This is a genomic window from Pseudomonas sp. Q12-87 (assembly GCF_001269755.1).
Lineage (GTDB): Bacteria > Pseudomonadota > Gammaproteobacteria > Pseudomonadales > Pseudomonadaceae > Aquipseudomonas > Aquipseudomonas fluorescens_S.
This window is the reverse complement of record NZ_LHVI01000024.1, coordinates 173,609-190,248: the sequence shown is the minus strand read 5'-3', so window position 1 is coordinate 190,248 and position 16,640 is coordinate 173,609. Positions and strand designations below refer to the sequence as shown.

Annotated in this window: 16 protein-coding genes; 14 read left to right on the top strand and 2 right to left on the bottom strand. The window is 61.6% G+C overall.

Translation table 11 applies throughout. From position 1 onward, the window contains the following. Window positions 1-133 precede the first annotated feature (133 nt). The 14 genes from flhA to AD663_RS19130 all read left to right on the top strand — a co-directional run bounded on the left by flhA (window position 134) and on the right by AD663_RS19130 (window position 14,527). Entirely contained in the window at window positions 134-2,263 is a 2,130-nt protein-coding gene (flhA, locus tag AD663_RS19195) for a flagellar biosynthesis protein FlhA (RefSeq protein WP_053214366.1), read from the top strand. 11 nt (window positions 2,264-2,274) lie between these two features. Then, entirely contained in the window at window positions 2,275-3,621 is a 1,347-nt protein-coding gene (gene flhF / locus AD663_RS19190; protein WP_003184002.1) for a flagellar biosynthesis protein FlhF, read from the top strand. Between the two features lie 116 nt (window positions 3,622-3,737). Further along, window positions 3,738-4,568, top strand: coding sequence for a flagellar synthesis regulator FleN (gene fleN / locus AD663_RS19185; RefSeq protein WP_003184001.1), 831 nt, complete (start codon window positions 3,738-3,740; stop codon window positions 4,566-4,568). Continuing rightward, a complete protein-coding gene (fliA, locus tag AD663_RS19180) occupies window positions 4,565-5,308 on the top strand; it encodes an RNA polymerase sigma factor FliA (RefSeq protein ID WP_003184000.1) in 744 nt (247 codons plus the stop codon). Before fleN ends, fliA begins: the two co-directional genes overlap by 4 nt. Before the next feature lie 163 nt (window positions 5,309-5,471). After that, window positions 5,472-5,843: a chemotaxis response regulator CheY gene (locus AD663_RS19175; protein ID WP_003183998.1), complete on the top strand. Its 372-nt coding sequence runs from the start codon at window positions 5,472-5,474 to the stop codon at window positions 5,841-5,843. An 18-nt stretch (window positions 5,844-5,861) separates the two neighbouring features. Continuing rightward, window positions 5,862-6,647 (top strand): protein phosphatase CheZ, encoded by a 786-nt coding sequence (locus AD663_RS19170; RefSeq protein ID WP_003183983.1) that lies wholly within the window; start codon window positions 5,862-5,864, stop codon window positions 6,645-6,647. A gap of 30 nt (window positions 6,648-6,677) precedes the next feature. After that, window positions 6,678-8,936, top strand: coding sequence for a chemotaxis protein CheA (locus AD663_RS19165; protein WP_003183981.1), 2,259 nt, complete (start codon window positions 6,678-6,680; stop codon window positions 8,934-8,936). 48 nt (window positions 8,937-8,984) lie between these two features. Beyond that, the gene (locus tag AD663_RS19160; protein WP_053214357.1) at window positions 8,985-10,124 is read left to right on the top strand and encodes a chemotaxis response regulator protein-glutamate methylesterase; all 1,140 of its coding nucleotides are present in this window, start codon (window positions 8,985-8,987) and stop codon (window positions 10,122-10,124) included. Further along, window positions 10,124-10,864 (top strand): flagellar motor protein, encoded by a 741-nt coding sequence (locus AD663_RS19155; RefSeq protein WP_003183977.1) that lies wholly within the window; start codon window positions 10,124-10,126, stop codon window positions 10,862-10,864. The genes AD663_RS19160 and AD663_RS19155 overlap by 1 nt, the downstream gene beginning before the upstream one ends. 15 nt (window positions 10,865-10,879) lie before the next feature. After that, the gene (gene motD, locus AD663_RS19150) at window positions 10,880-11,764 is read left to right on the top strand and encodes a flagellar motor protein MotD (protein ID WP_053214356.1); all 885 of its coding nucleotides are present in this window, start codon (window positions 10,880-10,882) and stop codon (window positions 11,762-11,764) included. A gap of 49 nt (window positions 11,765-11,813) precedes the next feature. Then, on the top strand, window positions 11,814-12,605 hold the full coding sequence (locus AD663_RS19145; RefSeq protein WP_003183972.1) for a ParA family protein: 792 nt from the start codon (window positions 11,814-11,816) through the stop codon (window positions 12,603-12,605). 96 nt (window positions 12,606-12,701) lie between these two features. Further along, window positions 12,702-13,574 carry a CheW domain-containing protein gene (locus AD663_RS19140; RefSeq protein ID WP_003183970.1) on the top strand — a complete coding sequence of 291 codons (873 nt, stop codon included), beginning with the start codon at window positions 12,702-12,704 and terminating at the stop codon, window positions 13,572-13,574. A gap of 70 nt (window positions 13,575-13,644) precedes the next feature. Next, window positions 13,645-14,130, top strand: coding sequence for a chemotaxis protein CheW (locus AD663_RS19135; RefSeq protein ID WP_003183968.1), 486 nt, complete (start codon window positions 13,645-13,647; stop codon window positions 14,128-14,130). Between the two features lies 1 nt (window position 14,131). Then, complete coding sequence (locus AD663_RS19130; protein WP_003183966.1) at window positions 14,132-14,527, top strand: DUF2802 domain-containing protein; 396 nt, start codon at window positions 14,132-14,134, stop codon at window positions 14,525-14,527. Window positions 14,528-14,641: 114 nt separating this feature from the next. Here the strand turns inward: AD663_RS19130 and AD663_RS19125 are convergent, their stop codons facing one another. Further along, window positions 14,642-14,971 (bottom strand): EscU/YscU/HrcU family type III secretion system export apparatus switch protein, encoded by a 330-nt coding sequence (locus AD663_RS19125; protein WP_003183963.1) that lies wholly within the window; start codon window positions 14,969-14,971, stop codon window positions 14,642-14,644. After that, window positions 14,968-16,542, bottom strand: a complete 1,575-nt coding sequence (locus AD663_RS19120) for a flagellar hook-length control protein FliK (RefSeq protein ID WP_003183961.1) — start codon at window positions 16,540-16,542, stop codon at window positions 14,968-14,970. The genes AD663_RS19125 and AD663_RS19120 overlap by 4 nt, the downstream gene beginning before the upstream one ends. Window positions 16,543-16,640 lie beyond the last annotated feature (98 nt).

The window sequence follows — 16,640 nt, the reverse complement described above, 5'->3', positions numbered from 1 at the left end:
CTGTGGGAGCGGGCTTGCCTGGTGTTGAGACCTCTATCTCAGCCTCCGGCCAAAGTTGGAAGGCTTCTTGCAATACCCCGTCTGCGCCCCCTCCGGGCGTCAAAAGTTTGCTTCACAGGAACGGGGATTATTGGTGGATCGCTCTCAGTTACTCAGCGCCGCGCGCAGCAACGTCGTAGACCTCAGTCGGGGTAACCTGGGCGTGCCGTTGTTGCTGCTGGTCATGCTTGCCATGATGATGCTGCCGGTGCCGCCGTTCCTGCTGGACGTGTTCTTCACGTTCAACATCGCCTTGTCCATTGTCGTCCTGCTGGTGTGCGTCTACGCTTTGCGGCCGCTGGACTTTGCCGTATTCCCGACCATCCTGCTGGTGGCCACGCTGTTGCGCCTGGCGCTGAACGTGGCGTCCACCCGTGTGGTCATGCTCCACGGCCAGGACGGTCACGCCGCCGCCGGTAAGGTCATCCAGGCCTTCGGTGAGGTGGTGATCGGCGGCAACTACGTGGTCGGTATCGTGGTTTTCGCCATTTTGATGATCATCAACTTCGTTGTGGTGACCAAGGGCGCCGGGCGGATCTCCGAGGTGAGCGCACGGTTCACCCTCGATGCGATGCCCGGCAAGCAGATGGCGATCGACGCCGACCTCAACGCCGGCCTGATCGATCAGAACCAGGCCAAGCTGCGACGCCTGGAAGTGGCCCAGGAAGCCGAGTTCTACGGTTCCATGGACGGTGCCAGTAAGTTCGTGCGCGGTGACGCCATCGCCGGCCTGCTGATTCTGTTCATCAACCTGATCGGTGGCATGGCGGTCGGTATCTTCCAGCACAACATGTCGTTCGGTGATGCTGGCAAGGTTTACGCCTTGCTGACCATTGGTGACGGTTTGGTGGCGCAATTGCCATCACTGTTGTTATCCACAGCGGCGGCGATCATGGTGACCCGTGCTTCGGGCTCCGAAGACATGGGCAAGCAGATCGGTCGGCAGATGTTCGCCTCGCCCAAGGCCCTGGCCGTTGCGGCCGGCCTGATGGCGGTGATGGGCCTGGTGCCGGGCATGCCACACGTTTCCTTCCTGACCATGGCCGCCGTTGCGGCGGGCGGCGCCTACCTGTTCTGGAAGAAGCAGAACATGCAGAAGCTCCAGGCCCTGCAAGAGGTCAAGCGTCAGCAGGAATTGTTGCCTTCGCCGGCTCGCGCCATGGAAACCAAGGAACTGGGCTGGGACGACGTGACGCCGATCGACATGATTGGCCTGGAAGTCGGCTACCGCCTGATTCCTTTGGTCGACCGCAACCAGGGCGGCCAGTTGCTGGCGCGGATCAAGGGCGTGCGCAAGAAGCTGTCCCAGGATCTGGGGTTCCTGATGCCCACGGTCCATATCCGCGACAACCTCGACCTGGCGCCGAGCGCCTATCGCCTGACGCTGATGGGGGTGATCCTGGCCGAGGCCGAGATCTACCCGGACCGCGAGCTGGCGATCAACCCGGGGCAGGTCTACGGCACGCTCAACGGCATCACCGCCAAGGATCCGGCTTTCGGCCTGGAAGCGGTGTGGATCGAAATCAGCCAGCGGGCCCAGGCCCAGTCCCTCGGCTATACCGTAGTGGACGCCAGTACCGTGGTGGCAACCCATTTGAACCAGATCCTCTACAAGCACTCCAGCGAGCTGATTGGCCACGAAGAAGTCCAGCAATTGCTGCAAGTACTGGCCAAGGGCTCGCCGAAACTGGCCGAAGAATTGGTGCCGGGTGTGCTTTCGCTGTCGCAACTGCTCAAGATTCTTCAGGCGCTGCTGGCCGAGCAAGTGCCGGTGCGCGACATCCGCAGCATCGCCGAAGCCATCGCCAACAACGCTTCCAAGAGTCAAGATACCGCCGCTATGGTGGCGGCGGTGCGCGTCGGCGTCTCCCGCGCAATCGTCCAAAGCATTGTAGGCACTGAGTCCGAGCTGCCTGTGATCACTCTGGAACCAAGGTTGGAACAGATATTGCTCAATAGTCTTCAGAAGGCAGGACAAGGCTCGGAAGAGGGTGTCCTGCTGGAGCCAAGCATGGCCGAGAAGCTGCAGCGTTCGCTGATCGACGCAGCCCAACGGCAAGAGATGCAAGGCCAACCGGTGATCCTGCTGGTGGCCGGTCCGATTCGCGCGATGCTCTCGCGATTCGGGCGCCTCGCGGTCCCGGGGCTGCACGTGCTGGCGTACCAGGAAATACCGGACAACAAGCAAGTGACCATCGTTGCGACAGTAGGGCCCAACGGCTGAGGTAGTGGTTTATGCAAGTGAAGCGTTTTTTCGCCGCCGATATGCGTCAGGCCATGAAGCTGGTTCGTGACGAGCTGGGCGCTGAAGCAGCCATCATCGGCAATCGCCGGATCGCTGGCGGTGTCGAGCTGACGGCGGCTCTGGATTACAAATTGTCGGCGCTGGCCCCGCGGGTTCCGAACATGGAACTCGAGGACGAGCTGCGCAAGACCCAGTCGCGCATCGCCAGCGCCCAGGCCGAATTGAGCCTGCGCAGCAGTGAAGGCGAGGCTGCCGGCACCAATCGTCAATTGTTCGCTGGCCAGCCGCTCACCGCCGGCCTGCCGCTGACCGCAGCTGAACCACTCATCGAACCGGCCCCGGCCGAACCGCGTCGCGCTGCACCGGCCCAGGCCGCGCCAGCCCGTGGTGTCGACCCGCGTGCCCTGGACTCGATGCGCTTCGAACTCAACAGCCTGCGTGAACTGATGGAAGTTCAATTGGGCTCCCTGGCCTGGAACCAGCTGCAAGGCAGCCGTCCGGCCCAGGCCAACCTGTGGCGTCGCCTGCAACGCATCGGCCTGTCCGGCCCGTTGTCCCGGGACCTGCTGGCGCTGATCAACGGCATCGAAGAGCCTCGCCAGGCCTGGCGCATGTTGCTGGCGCACCTGGCACGCATGATTGCCACACCGGAAGTCGAGCCGCTGGAAGAGGGCGGTGTGATTGCCATGGTCGGTCCTGCCGGCATGGGCAAGACCACCACCTTGGCCAAGCTCGCCGCCCGTTATGTTCTCAAGTACGGCGCCCAGAGCATCGCCCTGGTGAGCATGGACAGTTTCCGCATCGGTGCCCAGGAGCAACTCAAGACCCTGGGCCGGATCCTCAATGTGTCGGTGACCCATGTGGATCCGGGCCAATCCCTGGCCCAGGCGCTGGAGCCATTGCTGCGCAAGCGCGTCGTGCTGATCGATACCGCCGGCCTGCAAGCCAGCGATCCGGCCCTGCGCATGCAGCTTGAAAGCCTGGCCGGGCGTGGTATCAAGTCGAAAAATTATCTCGTGTTGGCAACCACCAGCCAGAAACAGGTTCTAACCGCCGCATACCACAGCTACAAGCGCTGCGGGCTGGCCGGCTGCATCCTGACTAAGCTGGATGAAACGGCAAGCCTGGGCGAGGTGTTGAGCCTGGCGATCGGCCATGAACTGCCGGTGGCTTACCTGACCGACGGGCCGCGGATCCCGGATGATTTGCATCTGCCGCGCCGTCATCAACTGGTCAGCCGTGCCGTGAGTGTGCAAATGCAGGAAGAACCCAGCGAAGAAGCCATGGCTGACATGTTCGCTGATATCTACCACAGCCCGACCAAGCAGGTCGGCTGAGGTAATCATGAATATTTTTTGTACCTACATCGATGGTCTGCCATGCATTGTTCCGTATGTGAACGCGCAGCCAGTAATGTGGCCTCCGTCTAAGTAAGACAAGGTAAAGAACGAACATGGGCAGCATGCATCCCGTACAGGTGATCGCGGTGACCGGCGGCAAAGGTGGCGTCGGGAAGACTAACGTGTCAGTGAACTTGTCCCTGGCTCTGGCAGAGCTTGGCCGACGGGTCATGCTGCTGGACGCCGACCTGGGCCTGGCGAACGTCGACGTGCTGCTGGGGCTCACACCCAAGCGCACCCTGGCGGACGTCATCGAAGGCCGTTGCGAACTTCGCGATGTGCTCTTGCAAGGGCCCGGCGGGATTCGCATCGTGCCGGCAGCCTCCGGCACCCAGAGCATGGTTCACCTGACCCCGGCCCAGCACGCGGGCCTGATCCAGGCCTTCAGCGACATCGGGGACAACCTCGATGTGCTGGTGATCGACACCGCAGCCGGCATCGGCGACTCGGTCGTCAGTTTCGTCCGCGCCGCCCAGGAGGTATTGCTGGTGGTCTGCGACGAGCCGACGTCCATCACCGACGCCTATGCCCTGATCAAGTTATTGAACCGCGACTACGGCATGAACCGCTTCCGTGTCCTGGCCAACATGGCCCAGAGCCCTCAGGAAGGACGCAACCTGTTCGCCAAGTTGACAAAGGTCACGGATCGCTTCCTGGACGTCGCCCTACAATACGTCGGCGCCGTGCCTTACGACGAAAGCGTACGTAAGGCTGTCCAGAAGCAACGTGCCGTCTATGAAGCCTTTCCACGTTCCAAATGCGCGCTGGCGTTCAAGGCAATCGCCCAGAAGGTCGATACCTGGCCACTGCCGGCCAACCCACGCGGGCATCTGGAATTTTTCGTCGAGCGTCTCGTGCAACAAACAGCAGGGCCCGTGTTATGACAGCCAGCGGTTACAACCATCTCTACAAGAAATCGGCACGGGACGCCCAATACGAACTGATCGAGCGTTACGCGCCCCTGGTCAAGCGCATCGCCTATCACTTGCTGGCCCGGTTGCCGGCCAGTGTCCAGGTCGAGGACTTGATCCAGGCGGGCATGATCGGTTTGCTTGAAGTGTCGAACAAATATGACGCGAGCAAGGGTGCCAGTTTCGAGACCTATGCCGGTATCCGCATTCGCGGCGCAATGCTCGATGAAGTCCGCAAGGGTGATTGGGCACCGCGTTCGGTGCATCGCAATACCCGCATGGTCAGTGATGCCATTCGTGCAATTGAAGCTAAAACCGGGCGTGACGCTAAAGATCACGAGGTTGCGGCCGAACTCCAGTTAAGTCTCGATGATTATTACGGGATTTTGAACGATACCTTGGGCAGTCGCCTGTTCAGTTTCGACGACCTGTTGCAGGACGGCGAACACGAAGGACTGCACGAGGACGGCGCGAGTGCTCACATGGAGCCGTCGCGTGACCTGGAAGATGAGCGTTTCCAGAGCGCGCTGGCGGATGCGATTGCCAATTTGCCGGAGCGTGAGCGACTGGTCTTGGCGCTGTACTACGACGAAGAGCTGAACCTCAAGGAAATCGGTGAAGTCCTGGGGGTCAGCGAATCGCGGGTCAGCCAGTTACACAGCCAGTGCGCGGCCCGTTTGCGGGGGCGTTTGGGGGAGTGGCGAGCGCGCTGACAGGCAGTGTGGAGACATGGCAAGACAGGTATGGCGTGCGCCGTACCAGTCGTCATTCGTTGTGCTCCGTACCGTTGTCGAGTGTTGTGCCGGATTGATTGAAATGGCGCGTTCAGGTGCTGGACGCGTTTAAGACTGCTTGGAGGTCGAATTGGACAAGAACATGAAAATCCTCATCGTTGATGACTTCTCAACGATGCGGCGGATCATTAAGAACCTGTTGCGTGACCTTGGGTTCACCAACACGGTCGAGGCCGACGATGGCACTACTGCCATCCCGGTCCTCAACAGCGGGAGCATCGACTTTCTGGTGACTGACTGGAACATGCCCGGCATGACCGGTATCGACTTGCTGCGCCACGTGCGCGCCGATGAAAAACTCAAGCACCTCCCGGTGCTGATGGTCACCGCCGAAGCCAAGCGCGAGCAGATCATCGAAGCGGCCCAGGCCGGTGTGAACGGCTACGTGGTCAAACCCTTCACGGCCCAGGCGTTGAAAGAGAAGATCGAAAAAATCTTTGAACGCATCGGTTAACGGCGCCACGGGGGAGCTATGGATAACGAATCTTCAATGGGCGATTTCGAATCGACCCTGAAAAAACATGCCCGCGAACTGGTCGACAGCCTTGAAAAGGGCCGCTTCGGTGATGCGGTTCAAATGATTCATGAGCTCAACCAGACCCGCGATCGTGGTCTGTACCAGGAAGTCGGCAAGCTCACCCGTGAACTGCACAGTGCGATCGTCAATTTCCAGATCGACCCGCACATGCCGCAGGCCGAGGAAGTCTCGCAGATCACTGACGCCACCGAGCGCCTGGGTTATGTGGTCAAGCTCACCGAGGCCGCGGCCAACCGCACCATGGACCTGGTGGAAAGCGCTACCCCGTTGGTCAATGGACTGAGCGAAGAAGCCCAGGCCCTGAGCACCGACTGGGGCCGCTTCATGCGCCGCGAAGTGGGTGCCGAGGAGTTTCGCGAACTGGCCCGTCGAGTCGACGGTTTCCTGACGCGCAGCAGCACCGAGAACCGTGCGGTGGCGAGCAACCTCAATGACATTCTGCTGGCCCAGGACTATCAGGACCTGACAGGCCAGGTAATCAAGCGTGTGACCCAACTGGTCACCGAAGTGGAAAGCAATCTGCTCAAACTGGTGTTGATGGCCAGCCAGGTCGACCGCTTTGCAGGCATCGAACACGACCGTGAAGCGATACTTGCTGAAAAAGATCCACAAAAACATCTCTCTCAGGGTGAAGGTCCGCAGATTCATGCCGATAAAAGAGAAGACGTTATGTCCGGTCAGGACGATGTGGACGATTTGCTGTCCAGCCTTGGATTCTGAGTTTTAGCCCTGTTTTAGGAGCAGCCACTAATGAGCTTCGGCGCCGATGAAGAGATCCTTCAGGATTTCCTGGTTGAGGCCGGCGAGATTCTAGAGCAACTGTCTGAGCAACTGGTCGAGCTGGAAAGCCGACCGGATGATGCAGATCTGCTCAATGCAATTTTTCGCGGTTTCCACACTGTAAAAGGAGGCGCCGGCTTCCTCCAGCTCAATGAGCTGGTGGAGTGCTGCCACATTGCCGAAAACGTGTTCGACATCCTGCGCAAGGGTGAGCGACGCGTCGATTCGGAATTGATGGACGTGGTGCTTGAAGCGCTGGATGCGGTCAACAGCATGTTCAGCGAAGTGCGTGAGCGCTCGCCGATTACCCCGGCCACCCCTGAGTTGCTTGCCGCGCTGTCGCGCCTGGCCGAGCCGCAATCGGCTGACGCCGCACCGGTGGTCGAGACGATCGTTGAAGAACCGGTCGCCGAAGCATCGGGTGACATCACCGATAATGAATTCGAACAACTGCTGGACTCGCTGAACGCCGTCAAGGCCGAGGCCGAGGCACCAGCCGCTCCTGTCGCCCCTGCTGCGCCGGCGGCCTCTGCTGCTGGCAGCGATGAAATCACCGACGCTGAGTTCGAGTCACTGCTCGATCAGTTGCATGGCAAGGGCCAGTTCGCGGTCGATGCCGTCGTTCCTGCGGCAGCCCCGGCGACCCCAGCCGCGCCGAAAGCGGCCGGCGACAACTCCGACATCACCGATGATGAATTCGAAGCGCTGCTCGATCAGTTGCACGGCAAGGGCACCTTTGCCGTTGACGCGCTGGATTCGGCCATCGCTTCCGCGCCGACTCCGGCCAAGCCTGCCGCTGCTGCGGCCGGCAGCGACCTGATCAGCGACCACGAATTCGAGTCGCTGCTCGACGAGCTGCACGGCAAAGGCAAGTTCAGCGAAGTCGGTACGGCTTCTGTTGCGCCCGCCGCCACCGTCGCACCCGCGGCCAAGGCAGCGCCTAAACCCGCCGCCAAGGCACCGGAGCCGAAAGCCGAGGCCCCCAAGCCTGCCGCTGCAGCTGCCCCGGCGCCGGCCCGTGCCCCTGCGGCTGCGCCGGCGGAAAAACCCGCCAGCGAAGCCGAGACCACTGTGCGGGTCGACACTGCGCGCCTGGACGAGATCATGAACATGGTCGGCGAACTGGTGCTGGTGCGTAACCGCCTGGTTCGCCTGGGCCTCAACAGCCAGGACGAAGCCATGTCCAAGGCCGTGTCGAACCTCGACGTGGTCACGGCCGACCTGCAGACCGCCGTCATGAAGACGCGGATGCAGCCGATCAAGAAAGTCTTCGGGCGCTTCCCGCGCCTGGTTCGTGACCTGGCTCGCCAGCTCAAGAAAGAAATCAATCTGGAACTGGTGGGCGAAGAGACCGACCTGGACAAGAACCTTGTCGAGGCCCTGGCCGACCCATTGGTCCACTTGGTGCGCAACTCGGTCGACCACGGTATCGAAGAGCCGGCTGACCGCGAAGCGATGGGCAAGCCCCGCAGCGGCAAGGTCATCCTGTCGGCTGAACAGGAAGGCGACCACATCCTGTTGTCCATCTCCGATGACGGCAAGGGCATGGACGCTGATGTCCTGCGCGGTATCGCCGTGAAGAAAGGCCTGATGGACAAGGACGCGGCGGACCGGCTCAGCGAGTCGGATTGCTTTAACCTGATCTTCGCACCAGGCTTCTCGACCAAGACCGAAATTTCCGACGTCTCCGGACGTGGCGTGGGCATGGACGTGGTGAAAACCAAGATCGCCCAGCTCAATGGCACCATCAACATCTACTCGACCAAGGGCAAGGGCTCGAAGATCGTCATCAAGGTCCCGCTGACCCTGGCGATCATGCCAACCCTGATGGTGATGCTGGGCAACCAGGCGTTCGCCTTCCCGCTAGTCAACGTCAACGAGATTTTCCACCTCGACCTGTCGCGCACCAACGTGGTGGACGGCCAGGAAGTGGTGATCGTGCGGGACAAGGCACTGCCGTTGTTCTACCTCAAGCGCTGGCTGGTCAGCTCTGCGGCTCACGTGGAACAGGGCGAAGGCCATGTGGTGATCCTTTCGGTGGGCACCCAGCGGATCGGCTTTGTCGTCGACCAGTTGGTGGGCCAGGAAGAAGTGGTCATCAAGCCGTTGGGCAAGATGCTCCAAGGCACCCCGGGCATGTCCGGCGCCACCATCACCGGCGACGGCCGCATCGCGTTGATTCTCGATGTGCCAAGCATGCTCAAGCGCTACGCCGCACGGCGTATTTGATTCAAGACAGGCGTGGCCCAGAGCCGCGCCTCGTCTAACGGAGTGTTTATGGTAGTTAAAGTCCTGGTGGTGGATGATTCGGGGTTCTTCCGCCGCCGCGTCTCGGAAATTCTTTCGGCTGACACAACGATTCAGGTCGTCGGTACGGCGACCAACGGCAAAGAGGCGATCGATCAGGCGCTGGCCCTCAAGCCAGACGTGATCACCATGGACTACGAGATGCCGATGATGGATGGCATCACGGCAGTGCGACATATCATGCAGCGCTGCCCGACCCCCGTATTGATGTTCTCCTCCCTGACCCATGAAGGCGCCCGGGTGACCCTCGATGCGCTGGACGCCGGGGCGGTGGATTTCCTGCCGAAGAATTTTGAGGACATTTCCCGCAATCCGGACAAGGTCCGGCAATTGTTGTGCGAAAAGGTCCATAGCATTTCCCGCAGCAACCGGCGTGTCTCCGCCTACAGCGCACCGACGCCTGCACCTGCTGCAGCGCCAAGCCCTGTATCGACCCCGGTTTCCTCGAGCAGCTTCAATCCGGCACCGGTGCGCAGCGCTCCGGCCCCCGCGCCTGCTCGCCCGGCGCCGGCACCCGCCAGCACGTCGTCACCGGCACCCAAGCGCAAGGCCTACAAGCTGGTTGCCATCGGTACGTCCACGGGTGGCCCGGTGGCGCTGCAACGGGTCCTGACCCAATTGCCGGCCAATTTCCCGGCCCCCATCGTGCTGATCCAGCACATGCCGGCGGCGTTTACCAAGGCGTTCGCGGAGCGGCTGGACAAGCTGTGCAACATCAGCGTCAAGGAAGCCGAGGATGGCGACATCCTGCGACCGGGCCTGGCGTTGTTGGCGCCGGGTGGCAAGCAGATGATGGTCGACGGCCGCGGCGCGGTGAAAATCCTGCCGGGTGACGAGCGCCTGAACTACAAGCCTTGTGTGGACATCACTTTCGGTTCCGCCGCCAAGTCCTACGGCGACAAGGTTCTGGCGGTGGTGCTCACCGGCATGGGCGCCGACGGTCGCGAAGGCGCGCGCCTGCTCAAGCAGGGCGGCAGCGCGATCTGGGCCCAGGATGAAGCCAGCTGCGTGATCTACGGCATGCCGATGGCTATCGTGAAAGCGGATCTTGCCGACGCGGTGTACGGGTTGGACGATATCGGCAGGCACCTGGTCGAGGCGTGCCTGTAATGGATGTGCTCAGCCTGATTGGCATCATCATGGCGTTCGTCGCCATCATTGGCGGCAACTACCTGGAAGGCGGTCACCTGGGGGCGTTGGCTAACGGCCCGGCCGCCTTGATCGTGCTCGGTGGCACCGTCGGCGCTGCATTGCTGCAGTCGCCGATGAGCGCGTTCAAGCGCGCCATGCAGGTGCTGATCTGGATCCTGTTCCCGCCGCGGGTCGACCTGGCCGGCGGTATCGATCGGGTCGTGAACTGGAGCCTGACCGCTCGCAAGGAAGGCTTGCTGGGCCTGGAAGGGGTGGCCGATGCCGAACCCGACAATTACTCGCGCAAAGGCCTGCAATTGCTGGTGGACGGCGCCGAGCCGGAAGCCATCCGCAGCATCCTGGAGGTGGATTTCTACACCCAGGAGAGCCGTGACATCGAAGCGGCCAAGGTATTCGAAAGCATGGGCGGCTACGCGCCGACCATCGGCATCATCGGTGCGGTGATGGGCCTGATCCATGTCATGGGCAACCTGGCCGATCCGTCGCAACTGGGCAGCGGCATCGCGGTTGCGTTCGTGGCCACGATCTATGGTGTGGCAAGTGCCAACCTGGTGCTGCTGCCGATTGCCGCCAAGCTCAAGTCCATCGCGTTGCGCCAGTCGCGCTATCGCGAAATGCTGCTGGAGGGGATCCTGTCGATCGCCGAAGGCGAGAACCCGCGTTCCATTGAGTTGAAGCTCCAGGGCTTCATGGACTGATGGGGGAGATGGCACATGGCACGTCGCAGGCACACTGAAGAACACGTCAATCATGAACGTTGGCTGGTTTCCTACGCCGACTTCATCACGCTGCTGTTTGCCTTTTTCGTGGTCATGTATTCGATCTCGTCGGTCAACGAAGGCAAGTACAAGGTTATTTCCGAGGCGCTGATCGGCGTCTTCACCGACTCCGATCATGCCCTCAAGCCCATTCCCATCGGCGATGAGCGGCCCAAGAGCACGACCCCGGCCAAGCCGCTGGTCAAGGACACCGATCAGGTCGATGCCGGTATCGCCGGCGGCAGCGATCCGTTGAAAAGCATTGCCGATGACATCAGCGCCGCGTTCGGTGACCTGATCAGCTCCAACCAGATGACGGTACGCGGCAACGAACTGTGGGTCGAGATCGAACTCAATTCCAGCCTGTTGTTCGGCAGTGGTGACGCCATGCCCAGCGACCTGGCCTTCAACATCGTCGACAAAGTGGCGGCGATCCTGAAGCCATTCGACAACCCGATCCATGTCGAAGGCTTTACCGACGACCAGCCGATCCGTACCGCGCAGTATCCGACCAACTGGGAGCTGTCTTCGGCCCGTTCGGCGAGCATCGTCCGCATGCTCGCCATGCAGGGCGTGAACCCCGGTCGCCTGGCCTCGGTAGGCTATGGCGAGTTCCAGCCGGTGGCCAACAACGCTACGGTCGAGGGGCGCGCGCGCAACCGGCGAGTGGTGCTGGTGGTGTCGCGCAACCTCGACGTCCGCCGCAGCCTGACGGGTACCGGTACGGCCAATGCAAAACCCGATGCGGCATTGAAGCGTGCTGGCACACAAACTGCACCGGCCCCGGTCAAGTCGCCGGGAAGACAGAGTGCCGTCAATTCTCCGTCACCCGCTTTATAACCGAGCTATTTCTCGGTCGAGCCTGTTTCGGCCGGGAGGAACGATCCGAATGAGAGTCTGGGCAGTCGCCAATCAAAAAGGTGGTGTGGGCAAAACCACATCTTCCATCGCTTTAGCCGGATTGCTGGCCGAGGCGGGCAAGCGCGTGGTCATCGTCGATCTGGACCCCCACGGCTCCATGACCAGTTACTTTGGCTACGATCCCGATACCCTGGAACACAGCAATTACGACCTGTTCCTGCATAAGGGCACCGTGCCCGAAGGCTTGCCGGGGCAATTGCTGCTGTCCACCAGCGACGAGCGGATTTCCCTGCTGCCGTCGAGCACCGCCCTGGCCACCCTGGAGCGTCAGTCGCCAGGACAGAGCGGCCTCGGCTTGGTGATCGCCAAGACTCTGGCACAACTGTGGCAGGATTTCGATTACGCGATTATCGACAGCCCGCCGCTGCTGGGGCTGCTCATGGTCAACGCCCTGGCAGCCAGCCAGCAATTGGTGATTCCGGTGCAGACCGAACACTTGGCGGTGAAAGGCCTGGAGCGCATGGTCAATACCCTGGCGATGGTCAACCGTTCGCGCAAGCAAACCCTGGCCTTCAATATCGTGCCGACCCTGTTCGACCGCCGCACCCAGGCGTCCCTGGGGACCCTGCGCGTATTGCGGGACATGTACCCGGACGACATCTGGCAGGGCTACATACCGGTCGATACCCGCCTGCGCGATGCCAGTCGTGCCGGCGTGACCCCTTCACAATTTGATGGCAAGAGCCGTGGTGTGCTGGCCTACCGCGCGCTGCTCAAGCACCTGCTGGCCCAACAACTCGTTCCCCAGCAGGTGGCTTAAGGTGACCAGGCTCTCCACAGGCATCGCGTTCGCTTGCGAGCGCTCAAGTCCTGGCGCATTCATGCCGATAACCTTTTCAAGTGGCGCACTGTTCCCATGAACCGGCCGATAAAGACGACCTCGCGTCCGCAAATGGCCCTGCAGTCCTATCTGGACGGGCTGTTGCAGGAAGCGACCGAAGAATTGCCACCTGAGCCGAGCGTGATCGAGGCATTGCCCGAAACCGTTCAGGCCCCGGGTGAGTTGGATGAATTTCAAGCCGCCGTGCTCGAAGAGCAGGCCCGTGACGCGCAGGTGACTGTGTTGACCGCGGCGGTCGAGGCAGCGTTCGTCAAGCCGCCAGTGGCGGTAATGGACGCGCCAGCGCCGATCCTGGCGCCGGTCTCGACCGTTGCACCGTTACTGCAGGGGCTGGTGACGCCGGTGGTGGAAATCCACCTGCCGCCGAGCACTCCGCCGCCGCCGGTGCCGGGCGATGACCGTCCGGCCTGGGCCGCCGAGCCGTTCGAGTGCCTGTTGTTCGATGTGGCCGGGTTGACCCTGGCGGTGCCGCTGGTATGCCTGGGATCGATTTATTCCCTGGCCGGGCAAGAACTGACGCCGTTGTTCGGCCAGCCGGAATGGTTCCTCGGAATCCTGCCGAGCCAGGCCGGCAACCTGAAGGTGCTGGATACCGCGCGATGGGTGATGCCGGACCGTTATCGCGATGATTTTCGCCAGGGCCTGCAATACGTGATTTCGGTACAGGGTTACGAGTGGGGGCTAGCGGTGCATCAGGTCAGCCGCTCGCTGCGCCTGGACCCGAACGAGATCAAGTGGCGCAGCCATCGAGGGCAGCGGCCATGGTTGGCCGGTACGGTGATCGAACACATGTGCGCCTTGCTGGACGTTTCCGAGTTGGCCGAGTTGATCGCCAGCGGCGGGGCAAAACACCTGGGCGGCACCAAGCCGGTCCAGAAACCGAAATAAGACAACCGGTGGCGCACAGTCGCCGGACAGAACACACGCCGCCACAGGCGGTTTTTCGAGGGGTCAGGGTATGAATGATAAGGCGTCGTCTCTCAAGGGTTCCGAAGATCCGATTTTGCAATGGGTAACCTTCAAGCTCGATAACGAAACCTACGGCATCAATGTGATGCGCGTACAGGAAGTGCTGCGCTATACCGAGATCGCCCCGGTTCCAGGTGCACCAAGCTATGTGCTGGGCATCATCAACCTGCGTGGCAACGTGGTAACGGTGATCGATACTCGCCAGCGTTTCGGCCTGAGCTCTACCGAGGTCAACGACAACACCCGTATCGTGATCATCGAGGCGGACAAGCAAGTGGTCGGTATCCTCGTCGACAGCGTCGCCGAAGTGGTTTACTTGCGTCAGTCGGAAATCGAAACCGCGCCTAACGTCGGTAACGAGGAATCGGCCAAGTTCATCCAGGGCGTTTGCAACAAGAACAACGAGTTGCTGATCCTGGTCGAGCTTGAAAAAATGATGAGCGAAGAAGAGTGGTCGGAACTGGAGAGTATCTGATTTGATTCTTGAGGTTGCAGTCATTGTCCTGTTCCTTTTCTGGGCAGGCACGCTGGCGATGTTTTTGGCGTACATACGCGGCCAGCGTCAAATAGCCGCTCAGCAGGCCCAGGGCGATGCGCTGCGCGATCAGCGCATCAAGGACCTGGCCAAGCGCGTCGACGATTACCAGAACGGCACCGTGCGCATGGGCGAAGCACTCCATGAGCTGCGTGCCGTGGTCGCGCCGTTGCCCGACAAACTCGCCCAACTGGAACAGCGCGACCCCTCCAGCCTGTCCTTCGCCCAGGCAGCCCGCCTGGTGGGCATGGGCGCCAGCGTCGACGAACTGACCCAGGCCTGTGGCTTGACCCAGGCCGAAGCGGAATTGATGAGCAAGTTGCACAAGGGCGGCTAAGTGCGTGGCGAGGGAGCCCGCTCCCGCTGGGCCGCGAAGCGGCCCCTCTTTCTGCGGCTGCTGCGCAACCGAACGGGAGCAAGCTCCCTAGCCACAGGAGCAACGTTGCCGTAGTCAGTAATCATCCCCACGCTCGGTCACGTCTTTCTCAACGCTCGGCGCATTCGGGTCATGACCCTGGGGGAATTTGCCCTTCAGGTTCCAGGCAAACGCGATGATCTCGGCGATTGTGCGGTACAGCTCTTCCGGGATGCTATCGCCCAGTTCCATGCGAGCCAGCAATTTCACCAACTCGGCATTTTCATAAATCGGTACTTCGCTGTCCCGGGCGATCCGCAGGATTTCCTCGGCCAGGGCTTCGTCGCCCTTGGCGGTGAGCGTCGGGGCATGGTGGCCGTCGTACTTGAGGGCGATGGCCTGGCGGGGTTCGGTATGGGTCGTCATGCGGTTTCATCCACCCAGCGTTGTTCCAGGCGAGTCTTGGGGCCTTGCGGCGGAGTGCCGAGGTGGCAATCCAGGTCGCCAACGTTCAGGCCGCACGTCACGAGGCGCTCGCGCAGTGCGGTCAGGTTGCTTTCGATCAGGCTCGCGGTATATGGCCGTTGTGCCCATAACTGGCTCGACAGGCTGCCGCTCAGTAGCTGGACCTGAACCTGCAACGGCCCAAGCGGTTCCATGTCGAACGCCAGCTCGACGCGCCAGAGTTGCTGTTTCGTTTCGCGTTCTTCCCGGCGCTCGTTTGGCTGCTGCTCTCTGGGCGGCGTTTCCTCGCGCTGGAACTTGACCTGCAAAGGCACGATGTCCTGCAGGTTGCGCATCGGGATTTCCAATTGCCAAGTGCTCATCAGCCGACCGTCGTCAGTCAGGCCGGTCTGCTCCAGGCTCGACAGTTGATGACTTTGCAAGCGCGATACGGCGGCGGCGGCCAGGCGCAGCAGATGCTGCAAATCGCCTTCCTCGTCCTGCTCCTTCAATTGACGCGAGGGCAGGGGGAAGCTGGTGGGTTGCGGCTTGGCGCTGACCTGGCCGAGCATTCCCAAGGCGCTGCGCACGAAACTGGGCAACACCTGGGCCATTGTATTGGCGGCGATGATTGCAGTGAGGTTGGTGGAAGCAGGCGGGGCCGGGGTCAACTGCGCGATCAATTTCAGCAGGTCGCCTTTCATGTCCGGTGCCAGGCTTGGCGGCTGTCCAGCCAGTAATTTGCTTTCCAGAAACGCGCCGCTGGCGATCATGGCTTGGGCCAGTCCCTTGGGCGTGCTCAATTGCTGGATATCCGGCAGGCCGGCCAGCAGTCGTGTGACCGCAGCGCGCAGTTCGGTGCCGGTGTCGTCGGTGGTAGGCAGGTTCTGCAATACGGTGATCAGGCTGTCCAGCGAGCCCTGGCGGCTCACTTGGTTGACCAGTTGCTGGCTCACTGCCAATTGTTCCTGGCGGTTGCTCAAGGGCACGAACTTGAGCGTCTGGGCATCCTGCACCTGGGCGCTCAACAGCGTGCCGATGCGCAATGGCTGGGGGCTGTCGATGTCCAGGGTCGCGCCGGCCTGGGCGGTATTGAGCAGGCTCACCAATGACCGATACACCGCCGGTTGCCCGGGTAATTGAGGCAATGGCTGGCTGGTGAGCACCTTGCCTTGCAACAAGGTGCCGACCGGCAATTGCGCTGTGTCGATGCGGGTCAGGGTGGCGACACTGGAAGCGACGGCCTGCTGCACCGCGATCGCCAGGTTGCTGGCGGACGGTTGGGTCACGGCCAGGCTGGTGCCCTGCGGCAGCGGTTGGGTGCTGGTGGCTTGCACCGTGGTCTGGCGGCCGCTCTCCAGGGTGACCTTGAGCAGCAGCTGGAAAGTCTGGTCGGCCTGCTTGAGCGACAGCACTTCGGCCTGGGCGGTCTGGCCGGAGCCGATCAGGCCTTCGGCCGGCGTCAGCAGCTTGAGCAGCTCGCCACTGACCGCCGGCATACGCGTCGTTGCCGTGGCCTGAGGCAGCGGCAGGATGTTCATGTCGCCTGTCATCTGCAGTCTTACCCTGGGAAAATAGCCCTCAATAGAGTAGGGCATGACATGTATAATGCCGCCCGTCTTTCAGGCAGTGGCGAAAACCATGCAATTGT